This is a genomic window from Bacillus sp. YKCMOAS1, from assembly GCF_030268125.1.
In the GTDB taxonomy this organism is placed as follows: Bacteria; Bacillota; Bacilli; order Bacillales; family Bacillaceae; genus Bacillus; species Bacillus safensis.
Map to the genome: position 1 here is coordinate 248,413 of NZ_BSEI01000003.1, position 17,662 is coordinate 266,074.

The following is a 17,662-nucleotide window of genomic DNA, read 5'->3' on the forward strand; positions in this document are numbered from 1 at the left end:
AATTAATTATTCACCTCTCCATGAAACCAAACTTGAGGAAAACCTGTATCTGCAGCTGGGGAACACTTTGGGCATCTAGGAACTCGATAAACACGATGATGATTACATGAAACACCTTTATCATCTAAATTAATTGTTGTAAATCCACCTGGTGTTGCACTTGGTGCGTAATCTTTTAGTGTGAGCCATTCTAAAATTAAATTACTTGCAATTCCGACTTGAACTAAATTAATCGGCATATGATAAACCGGTTTCTTTTCAGGATTTATAGGTTTTATTTTCATTAAGTCTGATCGTAATACTTCGTCAGAAAAGTTTGCTGATTTTCGAAGGTTATAGCAATGTAAACAAGCTGATTGATGTGGCAAGAAAAATGGACCTACCCAAGATGTCTGTCCATCATATGGCACAATGCTTAACCAAGGGATGTGGTCTTCTAATGCCAGATCATTTATTTCTTCAAAAATCGGGTCTAAATGAGAGTTGCCAATAGCAACCCTGATATCTGGCTGCTTATTTAATTCTCCTTTAAGTTCTACTTGTAGCCCTGCCTCTTGCAAATGACGAATGAATTCAGCAGCAACTGGATTATGATCTCGCGTAATAACTTCAACAACCCCGGTTTTTAAACGATCTAGTATATCTTCAACCAACACTTGTCCACCGGCTCTTTCATAAGACAAAAGCGCAGTTAAATCAAAGGTCATATCCGTCTTAACACACATTCCGTTCGCAACTAAAAATTCGAGGACATGTTTTAATTGATCACTCTCTACTTCGAAATTCTCCTCAAGCTCTTTAATCGAAACTCCATTATCTTCCGTAAGATAATCAGAAATTTCTTGAATAAATTCAATAATTCCGTTACCTTCAATTTTGGTGACAGTTTGCGCTTTTAAACCAATCAAACTGTCTTCTAGTTTACCTAGCGTAATGTGTGGTGCTAATTTATACCTCGGCATTTCTTGGTCTTTGTCTTTGACAAACATATATTATTCCTCCTTTAAGAATAATTAATTTGTATTTTAGATAATTGTGCCCGATTTGGGGGGTGACCAATTATTTGTTCTAGCGTGTTCGTAAATGGCTGTAAATGTTTTGAAGAAGAAGCTTCTTGAAATTCGACTAACCATTCTAATACGTCTAAAGGCATATTGTTCTGGGACAAAATTGATATGACCTCTTCTTTACTTTTACAATACAATTCAATTTTCATGTTTAAATCCTCTTCAAAAATATCCTTCAGCCTACTCATACTTACTAACTCTGGTCCTGTTAAATCATATGCCTTTCCAGCACGATTCCTAACATCCTTTTTAGGGATCAAACATGCCTTTACAACATCTTTTGTATTGATCCAATTAACTCCCTCGGGAGAAAATGCAGTTATTAATTTACCAGTAGCACCTGCCCATCCTCTATAGAGTTCTATATTAATATCAAGCGGTGAAGTCCTATAAAGTATGCTATTCTGATAGATTTTCAATAATTCACTTTCAAGAGAACCTAGTTCATCCTCGACAGTATGCCTTCTATTAGATAAAATAATCGTTTCCGTTTGAAAATCAGTATTATTTATAAAGTAGTCTTTGTCATAACTAACAGCTCCGCCCAAATCAATTATTTGAACAGGATAGTCTTCATACTCAACTTTCATCTTCTCTAAATAGACTTTTATTGGTTCTCTAATCCCGACATAATGAATACTCATAAACAGCCCCCCTCTTTTCTCTTTCCTGACTCACCAGTAGAATAAAAAGGTTAAAATCTAAGCTAATCAACTTATATAGAAATTTTATTTTCTATTAGAGTTCTTCATAACTAGTAATCTCAACATTTACATACATTTACCTAACTTAATATCTAAATACCCAAAATATTTAACCCAAATAAACGCCACCCTTCAAACAAAAAACAACATTGAGACCATATAAAACCTTTAAATACATAAAATTTTAAATATAGTATTATTTTCCATAGTCATATTAAACCACACTCTCTTGGTCTTATCAACGCACTTTTCAGAAAATATAAAACTTTCAAACTTAATCATTGACAAATAAAGACTTATGAACCATCATATGTAATATATCAACTACATATCTATGTTGATAAATTTTTAATAAGGAGGTCTAAAGATGACTAAAATTACAATCCCAACTGCTTTGGCTGCTAAGGTACATGGGGAAGGTCAACATTTATTCGAACCAATGGCTGCACGCTGCACTTGCACAACAATCATCTCAAGTTCTTCAACTTTCTAATCAACTTTAGTATTTTCGACATATCATTGAAAAGATCGCTCGCCACCTAGCGAAGCAGACTTAGCTAGGTGTGTGGGCATCTTTTATTAGAAAATAAAAATTTTCCACATTTATCTTGCTTAACGAAAACCTTGCATTAAACTCACACATCATGTTAATTGAGCAGCAAGAGATAATGAATAAAACAAAAATAAAAGGCTATTGAGATTTTCTCAATAGCCCCTGCTGTATTACATATCGATTACTTCCACACCGCTTAAATCTGCACCTTCTCCTTCTAAAATATGATAAGTCATTTTATCCATTGTCACTCCAATAAAATTTAATTTTTTAATCGTACATGATTTAAAATTAACATTTATTAATTTAGAATTCTCAAAAGAAATATTTTTAAAATAACAATTTTCAAATGAAACATTTATTAAAGATGATTCATCAATACTAACGTTGGGTAAATGACAGCCATATAAAGAGGAATTCGTTATCTCACAATGTTCAAAATGAGATTGAGTCAAATCACACTTTTTAAAGGTAGATGAGGACATTTTAGAATCGCTAATATTCACTTTTTTCAGATAGCACCCATTAAACTCTGAATGACTCATCACTTTTTGTACAATCGATAGCCCCTTAAAATCGCACAACTTATATTTAACATTTATAAATGTTAACCAATCTAAATCAGCATTAATAAATATTTTTTTCACATGCTCAACGCGGTTATGATCATCAATTACTAATGTAAGATTATCAATGCTTATTTCGCCTGATTTCAGCTTTTCAATAAGCATTTCTTGAACTTCTGCCTCTTTTAATCCATCATTTTCGAGTTTTAATTTAATGTTGTCAAGCAGCTCTAATAATTCTTTTTTCTTTTCTTCATATGTTTTGTCTTTTTTATATGGCCGAAAACAACTTTCAACATACAGTTCTAACTCTTCACTTAACATTGCCTCACTCCTTTTTTTACAGCCGGCATACTTGAAATTTAGATAAATCCTTAAAATCAACATTTAAAGTTTAGGTATAAAACATTTAACTGAAATTTTTAGAGCCTAGCCTCTGGCTCTTTTTATAAATTTTTTATAGCCAACCAATGAAAGAATAAATCCTAACAGTGTATAGCCTATAAGAATTACTGTTACTAAGATTAAATTTTCTCCCCCGGGTAGTGTTGATACTGATTGCACTAAGCCTTGATGCGCCCAATACTGCGGGAAGAGCATACCAATTATTTTGAGATAACTAGGTAATTGATCAAATGGAGTCCATAAACCACAAGCAACTGCTGTCCCTAAAGCAATCATGTTTGTCATTACTAAGCCTGTATTCTCAGTTTTAGCAAATGCGGCGATGGCAACTCCCCATGAAGTCACTTGCATTGATAATAGAACCACTACTAAGAAATACGAGCTGTATTGTGTTATTTCAATACCATATAAATAAATCCCTAAAATGGTTAACAGCAAAACTTGAAATAAAATGATGATAAAAAACGGAACGCACTTTCCAAGAAAAAAATGATGCGGCTGTAAAGGAGTACTTGCTAGCCTTGCCACAATCCCTTTCTCACGATCTTTTACAAAACTAATGACAATTGAAATAATGACAAATGTGGAGAAAAACACGCTCATCCCTGTCACTGATTGAGAAGCAACCAATGTTTTTTGCGTTTGAGAACTACCTGTTGTAAATAATTCTATTAAAAGAATAATTGAAGCAACTGGTAATAAAATGGTCCAGAACAACAATGATCGATCTTTCACCTGTTTTATAGATTCGATGCGGACTAGTGGCCACATAAAAATCACTCCCGTTATATTAATTTGATTCCCTTTCATCTATCACTCTTAAATAATCACATTTTTTATTAATTTTACCATTTGCGGATGTGATGAATTATAATTAGCCAAAAAATATTGACTAATTACTGATGGTTTTAAATCTACGGTACACACAAATTAATTCTGATTTTGATGCTCTTTCTACATCAGTAACTCTTATAAGTAATTGAAATACGAGAGTGGCTTTCATTCATAAAGACATTTTTATTGTAATTGATCACGTAAATCTGTTCCTGTTAATTGAAAAAAAACATCTTCAAGTCTCGGTCTGTACAAAGATAATTGTTGGGGAACCAGCGATTCCTTTTTACTTAGTTTAGCCAAATCTTCTAATGTATCTAATGGTTTTGTTGTTTTAACTAACACTCCACCTTGATAGGTTACAAAATCATACCCGAGACTAGTTAATGTTTTACTAGGAATCTTAGATTCAAAAAAGACAGATGTTTCTGCGTAACGATTCAAAAGCTCACCTATTTTTCCTTCTTCAACAATTTTCCCTTTATCAATGAAAGCCACATAATCACATAAACTCTCTATTTCCTCCATATAATGACTAACATAGATAATAGTTCTACCCTCTTCCTTCAATTTGTTAATGATATCGAAAATATAACGTCTTGATTGAGGATCTACCCCCACTGTCGGTTCATCTAAAAGAATTAACTGAGGAGCGTGCATTAGAGCGCAGCCAATATTCAAACGACGTTTCATTCCTCCTGAAAAGCTTTCAACTATATCATTTGCTCTTTCCCATAATCCTACATCTTTTAGTGTTTTTTCTACTCTTTCATCTAATGTTTTCCCCCTTAAACCATAAATTTGTCCAAAAAACTCCATATTTACTTTAGCTGTTAATTTTTCCTCTAAGCTGATGTCTTGCGGGATGTAGCCGAGCGCACTTTTAGACTCACCAACATGCTCAACTTTGCCTTCATATGATTTAATGATATGAGATATAATTTTCATCAAGGTTGATTTACCAGACCCGTTTGGACCTATTAATCCATAACAAACTCCTTCTGGAATCGTTAATGTAACACTATTTAATGCTTGGGAATTTCCATACTTTTTACTAACGTTTTCTATTTTCAACATTCGGCACCCTTTCCTTCCACCTCATTTATTTTTTAAAATAGCTTCAATAACACTCAAATATTCTTTGTAGGCGTGCTCTCCCAAATCCGTTATACTGACTATTGTTTTTGGTTTTTTATCCACAAAGGTTTTTGTAATTAGCACATAGCCTGCTTCTTCTAATTTTTTTAAATGCGAGCCCAAATTACCGTCTGTTACAGATAAAGAACTTTTTAAGAAGCTAAAATCACATTTTTCATAAATCATTAATAAACTCATAATACCTAACCGAACTTTTGGATGGATTAAATCATTTAAACTATTGACATTACTCATTTCCTTGTCCTTTTCTTTTTAAAATCACACCAGTTAATAACAAACTTCCTCCACCAATAAAAGCGAAGATAATGTTCATTAAACTAGGAAATAATAAAAATGTAGTTACACCTAAAACACTTAACCAGAACCCCATAATAAAGATCTCTTTAGCCAGAACAATACCTAAGAGTAAATACATAATAGAAACCAATAAAACAATATAAAAGGGTAAATTATTTAATGTATATGGTAATAAACCAACACATATTAAAAAAATAAAGATACCTAAAATGATTCCAAGACCAAGCCATGTGTATTGCAATTGAGTTCTTAAAAACAAGGGCATCGGTATCATTTTCTTTTGTTTAAAATATGTAGTTAAAGTGATAACCCAGCCTGCAATGCCTAAAATAAGCCAAAAGACACCTGTAGTTATTGAATTAGCAAAGAGTAAAGGGATTGAATATCCCATTATCCAAATAAGGCCCCAAATGATAAAATAAATACTTGTTTGTTTACAATACTCTGTTTTATAATTTGTAATCGTTTTGATATGAGATAAATTCTCTAATATTTCTGAATTATCATTTTTTTCATTAGACATAAATAAACTCCTCTTCCACAAAGAACTCTGTACTACAGAGTATAGAATTAAATTTCCATTTAGTCAAGTTATTGGAAATGTATTTTTTATGAATTAATATTAAAAATAAATAACCACCTCCTTCCTCAACGCAATCTCATAAATACCTCATGCTTGTTGATTCTTTCTGAAAACCTTGTTCATTGACTGGTCTCGTAACCGGTTCATATTTCAAAAAATTTAAATATAGTATTCTCATTCTCTATTTGGAAAGTGAACATACTAATTAAAGTTAGTTATATACACAGCTTTTTTCAGCAGGCATTGTCATCGGTTTTTTTCATTCATTCTTTTCGCATGTTCACTGATAAGTGCTGCCTCCCTGCTCCCTTTTATGATGCGGAATCCGTCATAATCCGGATAGAGCGAGTCATCGTCTTGAATGCTTGTTAAAATCCAAAATTGACTGCCAGCACCTCCAAGCCGCTCTACCGCTGACAGCCAGCTTTGATATACGTCGGGACGAGCTGATTGATTTTGGTAGCCAAACTCTTCTAACACAACTGGTTTTCCGATTGAATTTCCGCGAGTGATATGGTCTTCGATCCATTTCACTCCCCAGACAGCCGACTTGTTCCAGTGATCTGGGTACAAATGATAGGTTCCATAATCGATATTAGGAAGAGATGTTAGACGGTCCCAATCGACGCCTTCCCCTCCTCCGTAAAACCAATCTTCATGTCCTGGAATACGAAAGAATCCTTCATCTCCTACTGCAACAAGATGGTGACGATCAAGCGATTTGATCCATGTACTCATTTCATCTGCCCATTTGACTAGTACATTTCCCGTTGGATCTGACTGCATCCGCGGCTCGTTGGCTAATTCCCACGTCATAATAGCTGGATCGTCTTTATATTGAACACCTGTATACGTATTGGTTCTTTCTAATACATAGCGGACATAATTTTTGTAAGCCTTTTGAATACGAGGATCTGTATAAAAGGCATCATGCGATCCTGCCCCGAACCACTTCACATATTGATTCATACCGCCGAAGTCATCCCAATTATTCACTAGTGGGATGACAAGCTTTATTCCTTCCTGGCCTGCTTTATAAATCGCATAATCTAGTTTTTGAAAACCCGATTCTTCATAGACGCCTGGACTAGATTGTAAGACTGAGTTTTCTTGAGGGGCCCCGTCGTGAAAGCCCCAAATCCGTATGACCTTTAAATTCATTGCTTTCATATCATCGAACACAGCATCTACCATTTTTTTAGATTTGTAATGGAAATAGTAATTATTTGTGCCGGCGAAGTAAAATGGTTGATTGTTCAACGTAAATTGTGTACCAGACGTCTGCACATAAGCGGCCGCTTTAATCGTAAGAGAAAACCAGCCGGACCATATAGCGGCCACAAGTATGAAGCAAGACACTCTTTGAGCCCACTTTTTCATTTACATTCTCCTCACAATCTATCTCTATCCTTCTTGAGGTAGGATCACATCTAGTTGAAATGGAGTTTGTTCATTTGAATCAAGTTCTATCGTCTGCTGTTTCAACATTTTACTTTCTTTACCGATTCGAATCTCATATGTTCCATGAAATGCTGGGCATCTCACATGGCCATTAGCATCTGTTTTTTCAACTCTTTGGGTCGTCCACTCATTTAGAAGCTTTTCATAACGTCTTCCTGCTTCATTTAAAGACCAATCATAATTCACGATGGCTGCATTTTCCCCTCTCCAATGGGCACCTGCCCAAAATCCCCACATCAGCACTCCTTTTACGGCTGGATGACTAAATGCAACGCGATATAAAGCTTCCAGGTTATCCGCTCTTCTATTAGGGTCAGGGTGAACAGAGTCGTACTCTGTGACCCATATTGGAAGACCAAGCTCAGCAAGCACATCGAGTCTCTCTTTGACAATGACTGGATCAACCCGTTCTTCAAAATGGCCTTGAACTCCAATCGCCTCAATAGGTGCGCCTAACTGACGCAGTTCATTGATATGCGCTTTATAGGCATGGTGTTCACCATATGAGATGACATTATAATCATTTACAAACAATAGTGCTTGAGGGTCAATTTTTTTCGTTTCTTCATACATCCACTTCCAAATATTTTTCCCAAAGCGATCTTTAAAAAATGAACCATGCATCATTTCATTGTTTACATCCCAATGACGGAATTTTCCCTTAAAGTGATTGCCCGCATGCTCAAGCCGGTTTTTCATGGCTTCATATACTTCGTGATTTGGCAGTGACCTCAGCCAGTTTGGATTCGCATCCTCTACCTCCCAAAACAAAGCGTGCCCCCTCACTGGAAGCTGATGTCGATCTGCAAAATTCAGCATCGCATCTGCTTTTTCGTAGGTGATTCTCCCTCTTTGTGGCTCATTCGCATACCATTTCGCCTCATTTTCAAAAACAGCCCAATTAAAATACTTCACGAAAAAATCAGCATATTGTTGATTAAATAACACTTGGTCATTCATAGCTGAACCAAAAGCGAATTCATGCCTGATTTGCTTAATTTCAATCTCTATACCTGCTATTGGCTTTTTATCGCCGTTTGTTACGTTGATCACAAGATCTCTTTGTCTATGCTCTGAGATTCGATCATCCGCCTCTTTTTTCCACATCAGATTGTCCTGTCCATTTTCGCCTCTATTGAATGAATGATGAAGAAAACTTCTTTCTTTGACCATATAAACTCACCCTTATCTTCATTGGATTCTTGATATTTTCTATTCAAACTGCCGGCTAGAAGCCGACAGCTTGAATTTGACCTTTGATCTCTTAGTTGATCAGACGATGATATTCAGCATAGGCAGTGGCCATATCCACCTGAGACCAGAAGCGGTGATAAGTGAAAACTGGTGCGCCATTCTCCCATTTGCCTGTAGCTTCATTAAATGAAGACTGATATTTACTTTCGAGTGAAGACCACGCTGGATCTTGTTTAATCTTCGGACGAAGGTCAGCAAAACTCGTATAGACCCCATTCCCTCCTCGCTGCGGGTCAGAAGGAACGGTGCTGGCTCCAGGAATCTGATTTCCTTGACCAAATGTCCCGTTCCATCCATTTGGGAAATACACTTCTTTTCTAAAGAAACGGTCATAGTCTTCTCTATCTTCCTCGGTCACTATGCCGACGCCATCATTGTAATTCCATGCAACCTCTAGGAGCTGCGCGGCTGCATCTTTCGCTCTTGCACCAAGCGCTGTATAATCACCTGTTTCCAGCTTTGTGGCTGCAGCAAAGAATATTAAAGCTTTGGCTAGACTTCCTAATACGCCCGTATCCTGAGTCGGATCTTTAGTTACTGCTGTTAAATTTGGATTTCCTGTTGCAGACTGGAACCCATTCCAAGTATCCGGCTGTCCGCTCCAAGCAATATTTCCAGGAAGCCAAAACTCTCCAGGCGCACTTGTTGTAGCAACCGAAACATTTGTTCCTCCTAGAATTCTTTTTCCTTGCTCATCTAAGAAATAACCCTCTTCATCCGACACAGGACGGCTGCCGATAAAAATGTAATCTAATGCATAGTTGACCCATTTTGTTATGGCAGATTTGGCCATTTGGACATTTTCAGATGTTTTGTCGCCATCTTTGACAAAAATATAATAAAGCTCTGCTACGCGCTCCATTGGCCACGCCTGCATTCCAAACCAGTTATTTGATGGCGGATCAAGGTAAACTGGCGCATCTTCATATGCCATATCGTAAAAAGTACTTCTTCCCGCCGGATAAGCGCTATAGTCTCCATTCCAGCTATTGGTTGCGCCTCCTGCTATGGCTCCTTCTTTCGATTGAAGCCATACGTAAAATTCAAGCTGTCTCTTTAAAGTTTTTTCCCAATCGCTTGCTCCGGTAGCAGAAGATGGCTTTAAGCCTCCTTTATCTGAGGATAAAGCATAAGCGGCGACAGGATTTTGATATCCCTGATGACAATGGCTCGCTCCAATACGCCATGACCAGTTTGCATAATCCCCGAGTCCTCCGCCCCAAGAGGTATACCAAGCCATTAAGTAATGACAGGCACCCTTTCCGTTTCCAGGATATGGATTCCCCTGCTTCCCGCTTCCAATCGTTTGAAAATATTTATCGTACATACCGTAACGGAGGAAATCCCCCATTTTTTTCGCTTTATCAAGATAAGCTGTCTGATTATAGCCGAGCTCCTTCGCCCAATACATCGCTTGTATCGCACGTGCATCAGCATCTGTTGCATTCGTATAACGCCACTGAGCAGCTGGATCTTGATTTTCTTTTGTGAACAAGCTCATAAAGCCTTCATTCGGCTTACCAAAAGATTTATCGTCTTGTGATGGATGAGGGATGGACTCCCATACAGATTCCTGTGGACCACGCTGGAATGTGTTCACATATGCGGCTGTATGTGATGGGTTGAGCAAGTTCCCATAGCCATACCAGTTATCTACGTCAAGGAGCCAGTGCATTAAATACGTTTCATTCGATCCATAGGTTGATTTTAATTCACCATCAATTGGATCTTGACCAGCAGGACGGGCACCGGTTAATTGGCTTGGGTATTGATCCGGAAATGGTTTCTCTGCTGCGTATGTGGCTGGACTGGACGGATTATAAGCATTCATATGCGGCTGCTCATCATGCCCATCTTCATTGACTGGGATGATGTACTTCTCCATATTGTCCCAAGCTGCCTCTAATTTGCTCCAATCCCCTGTGTAATGTCCGTACAGCACCTCAAGCCATAGCCAATAGCTATACGCTTCTGAAGTTGTCATATGCCCGTAATCAGGCGCTTCACAAATGAGCGTTTCGATTGAATGATACGGAATTCCTTCTGGTGAAAAATATCCATTCGCATCGCTTTTGATTTGATGATAAAGCGTTAAAAACCGTTCTTTATTTGACAAGTCCTTCACCCTTTCAATAAAATCGTTGATTTTTATTTGTCTGGAAGTGTGCCAAATACTAAAGCACCATCGTCAAAGACAGGAATCTTCGTTGTTTTTTGCATAGTGGATGTTAATCCTTGATAGGAATAATCATTTGAGGCATCCCATATATTCGATCCATTTGGAGCAGATATTCGAAATTGTATTTCCTTCTTATGCTCAGATTCTCCTCTAGGAGAAATAGCTACTCCGGTAAAATCGATTTCTGCAAAATAGACGCGGGCTGATGCGTCATATACCTTTAAAGGCGATAAGGAAGCGCCTTCATTGTAGGCTGCTGTCACCTGAATATCCTTTTCAGTCAATCCCTTTGCAAAGACCTCGCTCAGATTAACGTAATATCTGAAGGAGAGTGTTTGACTGGTTCTTGCCGGCCAGCCGGACCTGTTGTACAGCACTGCTTTCACTTGAGTAGATGTTGTATCGTTATGCATCACAGCTGCCTCTACAAAAAACTCATCCTCCACCTGTTCTTTAGGCGGGAAATTTGGCAGCTTTGATTGGCCTTGACCAAAGAGCTGCACCATTTTGGCGATATTTCCAGTAAAGGCGGCATTATAATCAGTCGCCACTTCGTTAGATATATAATCAGAGATGTCATCGTCATATTGATCCTGTGCATTAGGGCCTCCAACAAGCGCTCCATAAAGTGTGTGCCGGTGATTTGGAGGGTTTGTCAGCTGGTTAGACCATGAGCCATGTGCAGTACGATGGTGCGGGTGCTTCGGCGGATTCTGGCCAAACCCAACGACGTAGCTTCTATTCAGCGGATTATCACCTAACATATAGTGAGTTTGCTTGATCGCAAACGATTGGTATCGATTCTTCTTGTCTTGATCAGATACCCAATCAGCATAAACAAAGGCTAAAAATGCTGCATTGGCGGCATAACGAAGTGAACCCCATTGATCTAGCCATGCCAAACCGCCAGGCGTATAGGTAATTCTTTCTACTTTTCCATTTTGAACAAGACCTGTGGTCCAGTAATCAAGATTGCGCTCAGTGGATTCTATAAATCTGTTCTCTTTCGTAATTCTTGCAAGTAAGATTTGTGAAGCAAAAAAAGTATTGTCCCATGACATGGTAAACGTATAATCCCAATCCTCCGGCCATTCCTCTACCGCTTTTAATGCTTGGTTTAAATAAGTTTCTTCATTTGTCGCCAAGTACAGCCAGATTCCGCCCCAAATAAGTTCGTCAACATAGCCGCTCCAGGAGTTGTAAAATGGCTGCGCATTGGTGACACAATCTGAATATTTGCCACGATACCTGTCAGCAAATGCATATAGCTGTTTGGCGTGCGTCAAAAGCTTTGCTGCATAGGACGCATCTGTTTCTTTAAAAATGATAGAGCCTGCTGCTAAAGCCGCCGCAGTTTGTGCAGCTACTTCTGTTCCAGGACAATGTTCATCAATTTTAAAAGCTGGCCGGTTCATCGGCATCACTTCTGCTGGCCCCCACCAAGCGTGATCAGCGTTTCCATCACCTACTTGCGCCCAAAATTCATTCGGTCCTGTATGTGCTTTCAAGAAATAATCCGTTGCCCACTTGATTTGATCTAGTATCTCATCAAGCAGCTCCGCCTCTTCATAAGCTTCCCGGTATTCATATACTGTCCATGCAAGCACGGCTGCTGAATAAGCCATCGGAAGTCCAAATTTCACATGATCTCCTGCATCATACCAGCCGCCAGTTAAGTCATACCCAACATCCTTCCCGTCCTCTAGTCCAGAATCTCCCCGCCAGTTAAGACGATTGTTTTCCGGAAGCCGGCCTGACCGCTGCGCTTCATAAAAAAGCATGGATTTTTGTAAAACCTCTACATAGTTGTAAGATGCCATTTCTCTATTGCTCACCCCTTCTTTTTAGTGAAACATTGATCAATAGACGCACCGCCTCCTTTTGATACTTCGTTTCGTGATCTGTACAGTTTTGAAAAGAATCAAATATGTTTCAAAAATAAGCATAGTAAACAGCAATCAGCCTTACGCTCATCGAAGTTTTCTCTTGATTCTCCTTCTGACTGTACCCAGAATGATCATATGTCGTTTGAGAACATTTCAGACGGCGAAATTCTCTTTTGAGCTCTATTTGGGTAGAAAGAATGACATACAATCTCTTCTCTTAAAACATCACGCTAAATCAAGATATATGAATGGATATGAAAATAATTCCATTTGGTGAAAAATCTTTATTAGTTAACATAATAATATTATTGTATATATAGAAAAGAACGCCCTTTTAAGGGCGCTCTTATTCATCACATTAGAATAAAGAAAGCTGATTTTGATCAGGAAGTGCTTCTAAACAGCCTTGACGATCTAAATATTCAAGAATAGTCTTTGAGACTTTTCCACGCTTTTGTAAATCTTCTTTTGAAAGGAATTCCCCATCTTGCCGCGCGCGGACAATATTTAACGCAACGTTTGTGCCGAGTCCAGGGATCGAGTTGAATGGAGGAATTAATCCGTCTCCATCTATGATAAACTCTGTTGCACTTGAGCGGTAGAGGTCAACTTTTTTGAAGTGGTAGCCTCTTTCACACATTTCAAGTGCAAGCTCTAGCACAGTTAATAGGTTCTTTTCTTTCGGTGATGCATCTAAACCTTTTGAATTAATATCATCCATAACGGCTCGAATTGCATTCGATCCTTTTGTCATCGTTTCAATATCAAAGTCATCCGCACGAACGGTAAAGTAAGCCGCATAGTACAGGAGTGCATGATGCACCTTGAAATAAGCAATACGAACAGCCATCAATACATATGCAGCAGCGTGGGCTTTAGGGAACATGTATTTGATCTTTTTACAAGAATCAATATACCAGTTTGGTACATTATTATTCTTCATTTCTTCTTCCCATTCAGGAGGAAGTCCCTTTCCTTTACGAACAGATTCCATGATTTTAAAGGCAAGTGACGGCTCTAATCCTTGATAGATGAGATAGACCATAATATCATCACGACACCCAATTACTTCACTTAGTTCACACGTTTTATTGTGAATGAGCTCTTGTGCGTTTCCGAGCCATACATCCGTACCGTGTGATAGCCCAGAAATCTGAACAAGCTCTGAAAAGGTCGTTGGTTTTGTATCCTCTAGCATTTGCCGAACAAATCTTGTTCCAAATTCCGGGATACCGAGTGTACCTGTTTTACAACCTATTTGCTCTTCTGTTACACCTAGCGGCTCTGTCCCTTGGAAAATCTTCATGACTTCAGGGTCATCTGTTGGAATCGTTTTTGGATCGATTCCGCTCAAATCTTGAAGCATACGAATGACCGTTGGATCATCGTGCCCAAGAATATCCAGCTTGAGCAAGTTATCGTGAATCGAATGGAAATCAAAATGTGTCGTCTTCCAATCAGAACCTGTCGCATCTGCTGGGTATTGAATAGGTGAGAAATCGTAAATATCCATATAATCCGGCACAACGATAATCCCGCCTGGATGCTGGCCCGTTGTCCGTTTTACCCCTGTACAGCCTTGTACAAGCCGGTCGATTTCAGCGCCTCTCATATGAAGGTTATGATCACCTGCATAGCCTTTCACGTAACCGTATGCTGTTTTTTCTGCAACGGTACCAATCGTCCCTGCTCGGTATACATACTCTTCTCCGAACAACTCTTTCGTATAGTTATGTGCTATCGGCTGATATTCGCCTGAGAAGTTCAAATCAATATCAGGAACTTTGTCTCCTTTAAAACCTAGGAACGTTTCAAACGGAATATCATGTCCGTCTTTTTTATACGGCGTTCCACATTCAGGACAGTCTTTATCTGGAAGGTCAAAGCCTGAACCAACAGATCCGTCATTAAAGAACTCAGAGTGCTTACAGTTTGGGCATACATAATGAGGTGCAAGTGGATTTACTTCAGTAATCTCTGTTAATGTCGCAACAAGAGATGATCCGACAGATCCCCTTGAACCAACAAGATATCCATCATCAAGTGATTTTTTTACGAGCTTATGAGAGATTAAGTAAATAACGGCGAAACCATGACCGATAATACTTTTTAATTCTTTCTCAATGCGGTCTTCTACGATTTTCGGCAGGTCATCTCCGTAGATACTGCGCGCCATTTGATAGCTCATTTCCCGTATTTCTTCATCTGCACCTTCAATTTTTGGTGTGTAAAGATCATCTTTGATAGGTTTAATGCTTTCGACCATCTCAGATACTTTTTGCGTATTTGTTACGACGATCTCTTTCGCTTTTTCGTCTCCTAGGAAGGAGAACGCTTCGAGCATTTCATCTGTCGTTCTAAAATGAACTTTTGGCAGTTCATGTCGGTTCAGCGGATTCGCTCCACCCTGTGATGAAATTAAGATTTTACGATAAATTTTGTCTTCTGGATGCAGGTAATGTACATTCCCAGTCGCCACAACTGGTTTATTCAGCTTTTCGCCAAGTTTGACAATGTTTGTGATGATTTCTTTTAACGCACGTTCATCTCGAACTAGCTCAAGCTGCAGCAGGTGCTGATACACTTCTGGCGGATGTACCTCTAAATAGTCATAAAATGCTGCAATGTCTTCCACCTCATCAGGTGACTTTTGCATCATTCCTTCAAATACCTCACCCTTATCACAAGCAGACCCAACAATTAAACCTTCTCGATATTTCTCAAGCTGTGAGCGCGGAATACGCGGAACCCGGTAGAAATAATGAATATGAGAAAGTGAAACAAGCTTAAATAAATTCTTAAGACCTGTCTCATTTTGAGCAATCAAAGTTGCATGGTAAGGACGTGAGCGCTGGTAAGCATTCGACTGCCCCATGTTTTCATTCAATTGATCGTGATAGGCAATCTCTTTTTCAGCCGCATCTTTTAGCATCTTCAGCATGAGATAGCCTGTCGCCTCTGCATCATAAATCGCCCGGTGATGCTGCGTTAGTTCTATATCAAACTTTTTACAGAGGGTGTTCAGCCGGTGATTTTTAAATTCTGGGTAAAGGAACCGGCCAAGTTCAAGTGTATCAATGACAGGGTTTGACGCTTTATCTGTTTTTAAGAGGCGTTTATACGCTGCATTTAAAAAGCCCATATCAAAGCTCGCATTGTGCGCAACAAGAATATCTTGTCCAATCCATTCTTTGAAATCCCGTACGACGTCGACGACATCTGGTGCATCTCTCACCATATCATCGGTGATACCTGTTAATTCGATGGTTGTCGCTGATAACGGGTGATGGGGATTTGCAAATGCCTCAAAGCGGTCAATGATTTCCCCGCCTTTGATTTTCACTGCTGCCAGCTCAATGATCGTGTCATAAACGGCTGAAAGTCCAGTTGTCTCTACGTCGAATACGACATATGTCGCATCCTCTAACAAGCGGTGCTCTGGATTATATGCAATCGGTACCCCGTCGTCTACTAAGTTGATTTCCACACCGTACATCATTTTGATGCCATGCTTTTTACTTGCTGCATACGCATCCGGGAAGGATTGTACAACGGCATGATCTGTCAGGGCAATGGCTTCATGTCCCCATTTTTTTGCTTGTTCAACAAGCCTGCCGATGCCAGTGACAGCATCCATTTGGCTCATAGGTGAATGTAAATGAAGCTCCACACGCTTTTCACCCTCAGGTGCTGTATCTTCTTTCAGCTGCGGTTTCATTTCATTGACATCATTAGCGATCATGACAAGATCTCTGACAAACGTATCATTTTGAATGCTTCCTCTTGCTTTCACCCACATGCCTTTTTTCAATGATTTCATCAGCTGAGCATCTTCTTTTTCTCTTGCAAACATTTTGATCAATATACTATTTGTATAATCAGTGATCTTAAAGATACAAAGCGTTCTCCCGCTTTTCAGCTCACGCGTTTCTGCATCGAATACGTAGCCTTGAACGGTGATTCTTCTTTCCTCGTCCATGATACTGTCAAGCGTACGAATTTCTTCATTGTCTTTGATTTGATAGCCAATCATGAGAGGGCCTGACGGAGCTTCATCCTGCTCCTCACTTTCTTTCTTCTCCATCTCAGTGAGGGCTTGCATGGCTCTTTCTTGATCTTCAGCAAGCTTTTGTTCTCTGAACTTCTGAATCTCTTGATCTGATACAAAAATTTCTGTATCGAATTGCAGCTCTGGAAAACCTACTTGTTTAAATGCGGACTGGAGCATCGGGCTGTACTTCTTCTTAATAGCGAGTGCCTCTGTTTCGCTTTTCGTTTTAATGATGATTTTATGACCAGACAGCGATGGCTTTTGCTGCTGAAGCAAACTGATGATTGGGGGAGAAATTCCTTGAAGTTCTTCCACACAATGTGACCAGTACGAGTGTACGAGTTCTTCAGAGATGTGCGGATCACTCACTTCAATCGTACAAGTAATTTGTGCAATATGAGAAAATGCATTTGTCAGTCTGCTGAGAAACATGGCGTATACTTTGTAAGGCAAAAGAGCCTTAAATTTAAAAAGGAAATGCCATGTTTTCGTCGCTTTGTGCACCGTCAATTTGACGATTTCCCCTTCTTCAAAGTAACGACTGAGGTCATCATCTGTCATTTGAATCTGATTGAGTAATATATGAAATTGCCGCCGTGTGATCGGTAATTGTTCATCCAAGACAGGACCCTCCTTTTGTCAATCAGAAAGGTACCTCTTTTCT

Annotated in this window: 13 protein-coding genes; 1 reads left to right on the forward strand and 12 read right to left on the reverse strand. The window is 38.9% G+C overall.

The features are described from left to right. Positions 1-2: 2 nt before the first annotated feature. Both QSJ46_RS10320 and QSJ46_RS10325 read right to left on the reverse strand, forming a co-directional pair. The gene (locus tag QSJ46_RS10320; protein ID WP_212039824.1) at positions 3-989 is read right to left on the reverse strand and encodes a TOMM precursor leader peptide-binding protein; all 987 of its coding nucleotides are present in this window, start codon (positions 987-989) and stop codon (positions 3-5) included. A gap of 14 nt (positions 990-1,003) precedes the next feature. Next, the gene (locus tag QSJ46_RS10325) at positions 1,004-1,711 is read right to left on the reverse strand and encodes a Rossmann-fold NAD(P)-binding domain-containing protein (protein ID WP_285604695.1); all 708 of its coding nucleotides are present in this window, start codon (positions 1,709-1,711) and stop codon (positions 1,004-1,006) included. A gap of 427 nt (positions 1,712-2,138) precedes the next feature. Here QSJ46_RS10325 and QSJ46_RS10330 point away from each other — a divergent pair, with 427 nt between their 5' ends. Beyond that, positions 2,139-2,264, forward strand: coding sequence for a plantazolicin family TOMM peptide (locus QSJ46_RS10330; RefSeq protein ID WP_080701195.1), 126 nt, complete (start codon positions 2,139-2,141; stop codon positions 2,262-2,264). Between the two features lie 230 nt (positions 2,265-2,494). Here the strand turns inward: QSJ46_RS10330 and QSJ46_RS10335 are convergent, their stop codons facing one another. The 10 genes from QSJ46_RS10335 to QSJ46_RS10380 all read right to left on the reverse strand — a co-directional run bounded on the left by QSJ46_RS10335 (position 2,495) and on the right by QSJ46_RS10380 (position 17,619). Further along, positions 2,495-3,214, reverse strand: coding sequence for a pentapeptide repeat-containing protein (locus QSJ46_RS10335; protein ID WP_047202183.1), 720 nt, complete (start codon positions 3,212-3,214; stop codon positions 2,495-2,497). A 105-nt stretch (positions 3,215-3,319) separates the two neighbouring features. Then, positions 3,320-4,105 carry an ABC transporter permease gene (locus QSJ46_RS10340; RefSeq protein WP_285604696.1) on the reverse strand — a complete coding sequence of 262 codons (786 nt, stop codon included), beginning with the start codon at positions 4,103-4,105 and terminating at the stop codon, positions 3,320-3,322. Between the two features lie 207 nt (positions 4,106-4,312). Then, on the reverse strand, positions 4,313-5,206 hold the full coding sequence (locus QSJ46_RS10345) for an ABC transporter ATP-binding protein (protein WP_047202181.1): 894 nt from the start codon (positions 5,204-5,206) through the stop codon (positions 4,313-4,315). Positions 5,207-5,227: 21 nt separating this feature from the next. Beyond that, complete coding sequence (locus QSJ46_RS10350) at positions 5,228-5,521, reverse strand: winged helix-turn-helix domain-containing protein (protein WP_047202180.1); 294 nt, start codon at positions 5,519-5,521, stop codon at positions 5,228-5,230. After that, positions 5,514-6,107 (reverse strand): hypothetical protein, encoded by a 594-nt coding sequence (locus QSJ46_RS10355; RefSeq protein ID WP_285604697.1) that lies wholly within the window; start codon positions 6,105-6,107, stop codon positions 5,514-5,516. Before QSJ46_RS10355 ends, QSJ46_RS10350 begins: the two co-directional genes overlap by 8 nt. Positions 6,108-6,413: 306 nt before the next feature. After that, entirely contained in the window at positions 6,414-7,547 is a 1,134-nt protein-coding gene (locus QSJ46_RS10360) for a glycoside hydrolase 5 family protein (protein WP_224928269.1), read from the reverse strand. Positions 7,548-7,571: 24 nt separating this feature from the next. Next, a complete protein-coding gene (locus tag QSJ46_RS10365; protein WP_285604698.1) occupies positions 7,572-8,801 on the reverse strand; it encodes an endo-1,4-beta-xylanase in 1,230 nt (409 codons plus the stop codon). A gap of 91 nt (positions 8,802-8,892) precedes the next feature. Continuing rightward, positions 8,893-10,998, reverse strand: a complete 2,106-nt coding sequence (locus QSJ46_RS10370; protein WP_260775935.1) for a glycoside hydrolase family 48 protein — start codon at positions 10,996-10,998, stop codon at positions 8,893-8,895. Between the two features lie 32 nt (positions 10,999-11,030). Beyond that, positions 11,031-12,881, reverse strand: a complete 1,851-nt coding sequence (locus QSJ46_RS10375) for a glycoside hydrolase family 9 protein (protein ID WP_285604699.1) — start codon at positions 12,879-12,881, stop codon at positions 11,031-11,033. A 424-nt stretch (positions 12,882-13,305) separates the two neighbouring features. Then, the gene (locus QSJ46_RS10380; protein WP_483298733.1) at positions 13,306-17,619 is read right to left on the reverse strand and encodes a PolC-type DNA polymerase III; all 4,314 of its coding nucleotides are present in this window, start codon (positions 17,617-17,619) and stop codon (positions 13,306-13,308) included. Between the last annotated feature and the right edge of the window lie 43 nt (positions 17,620-17,662).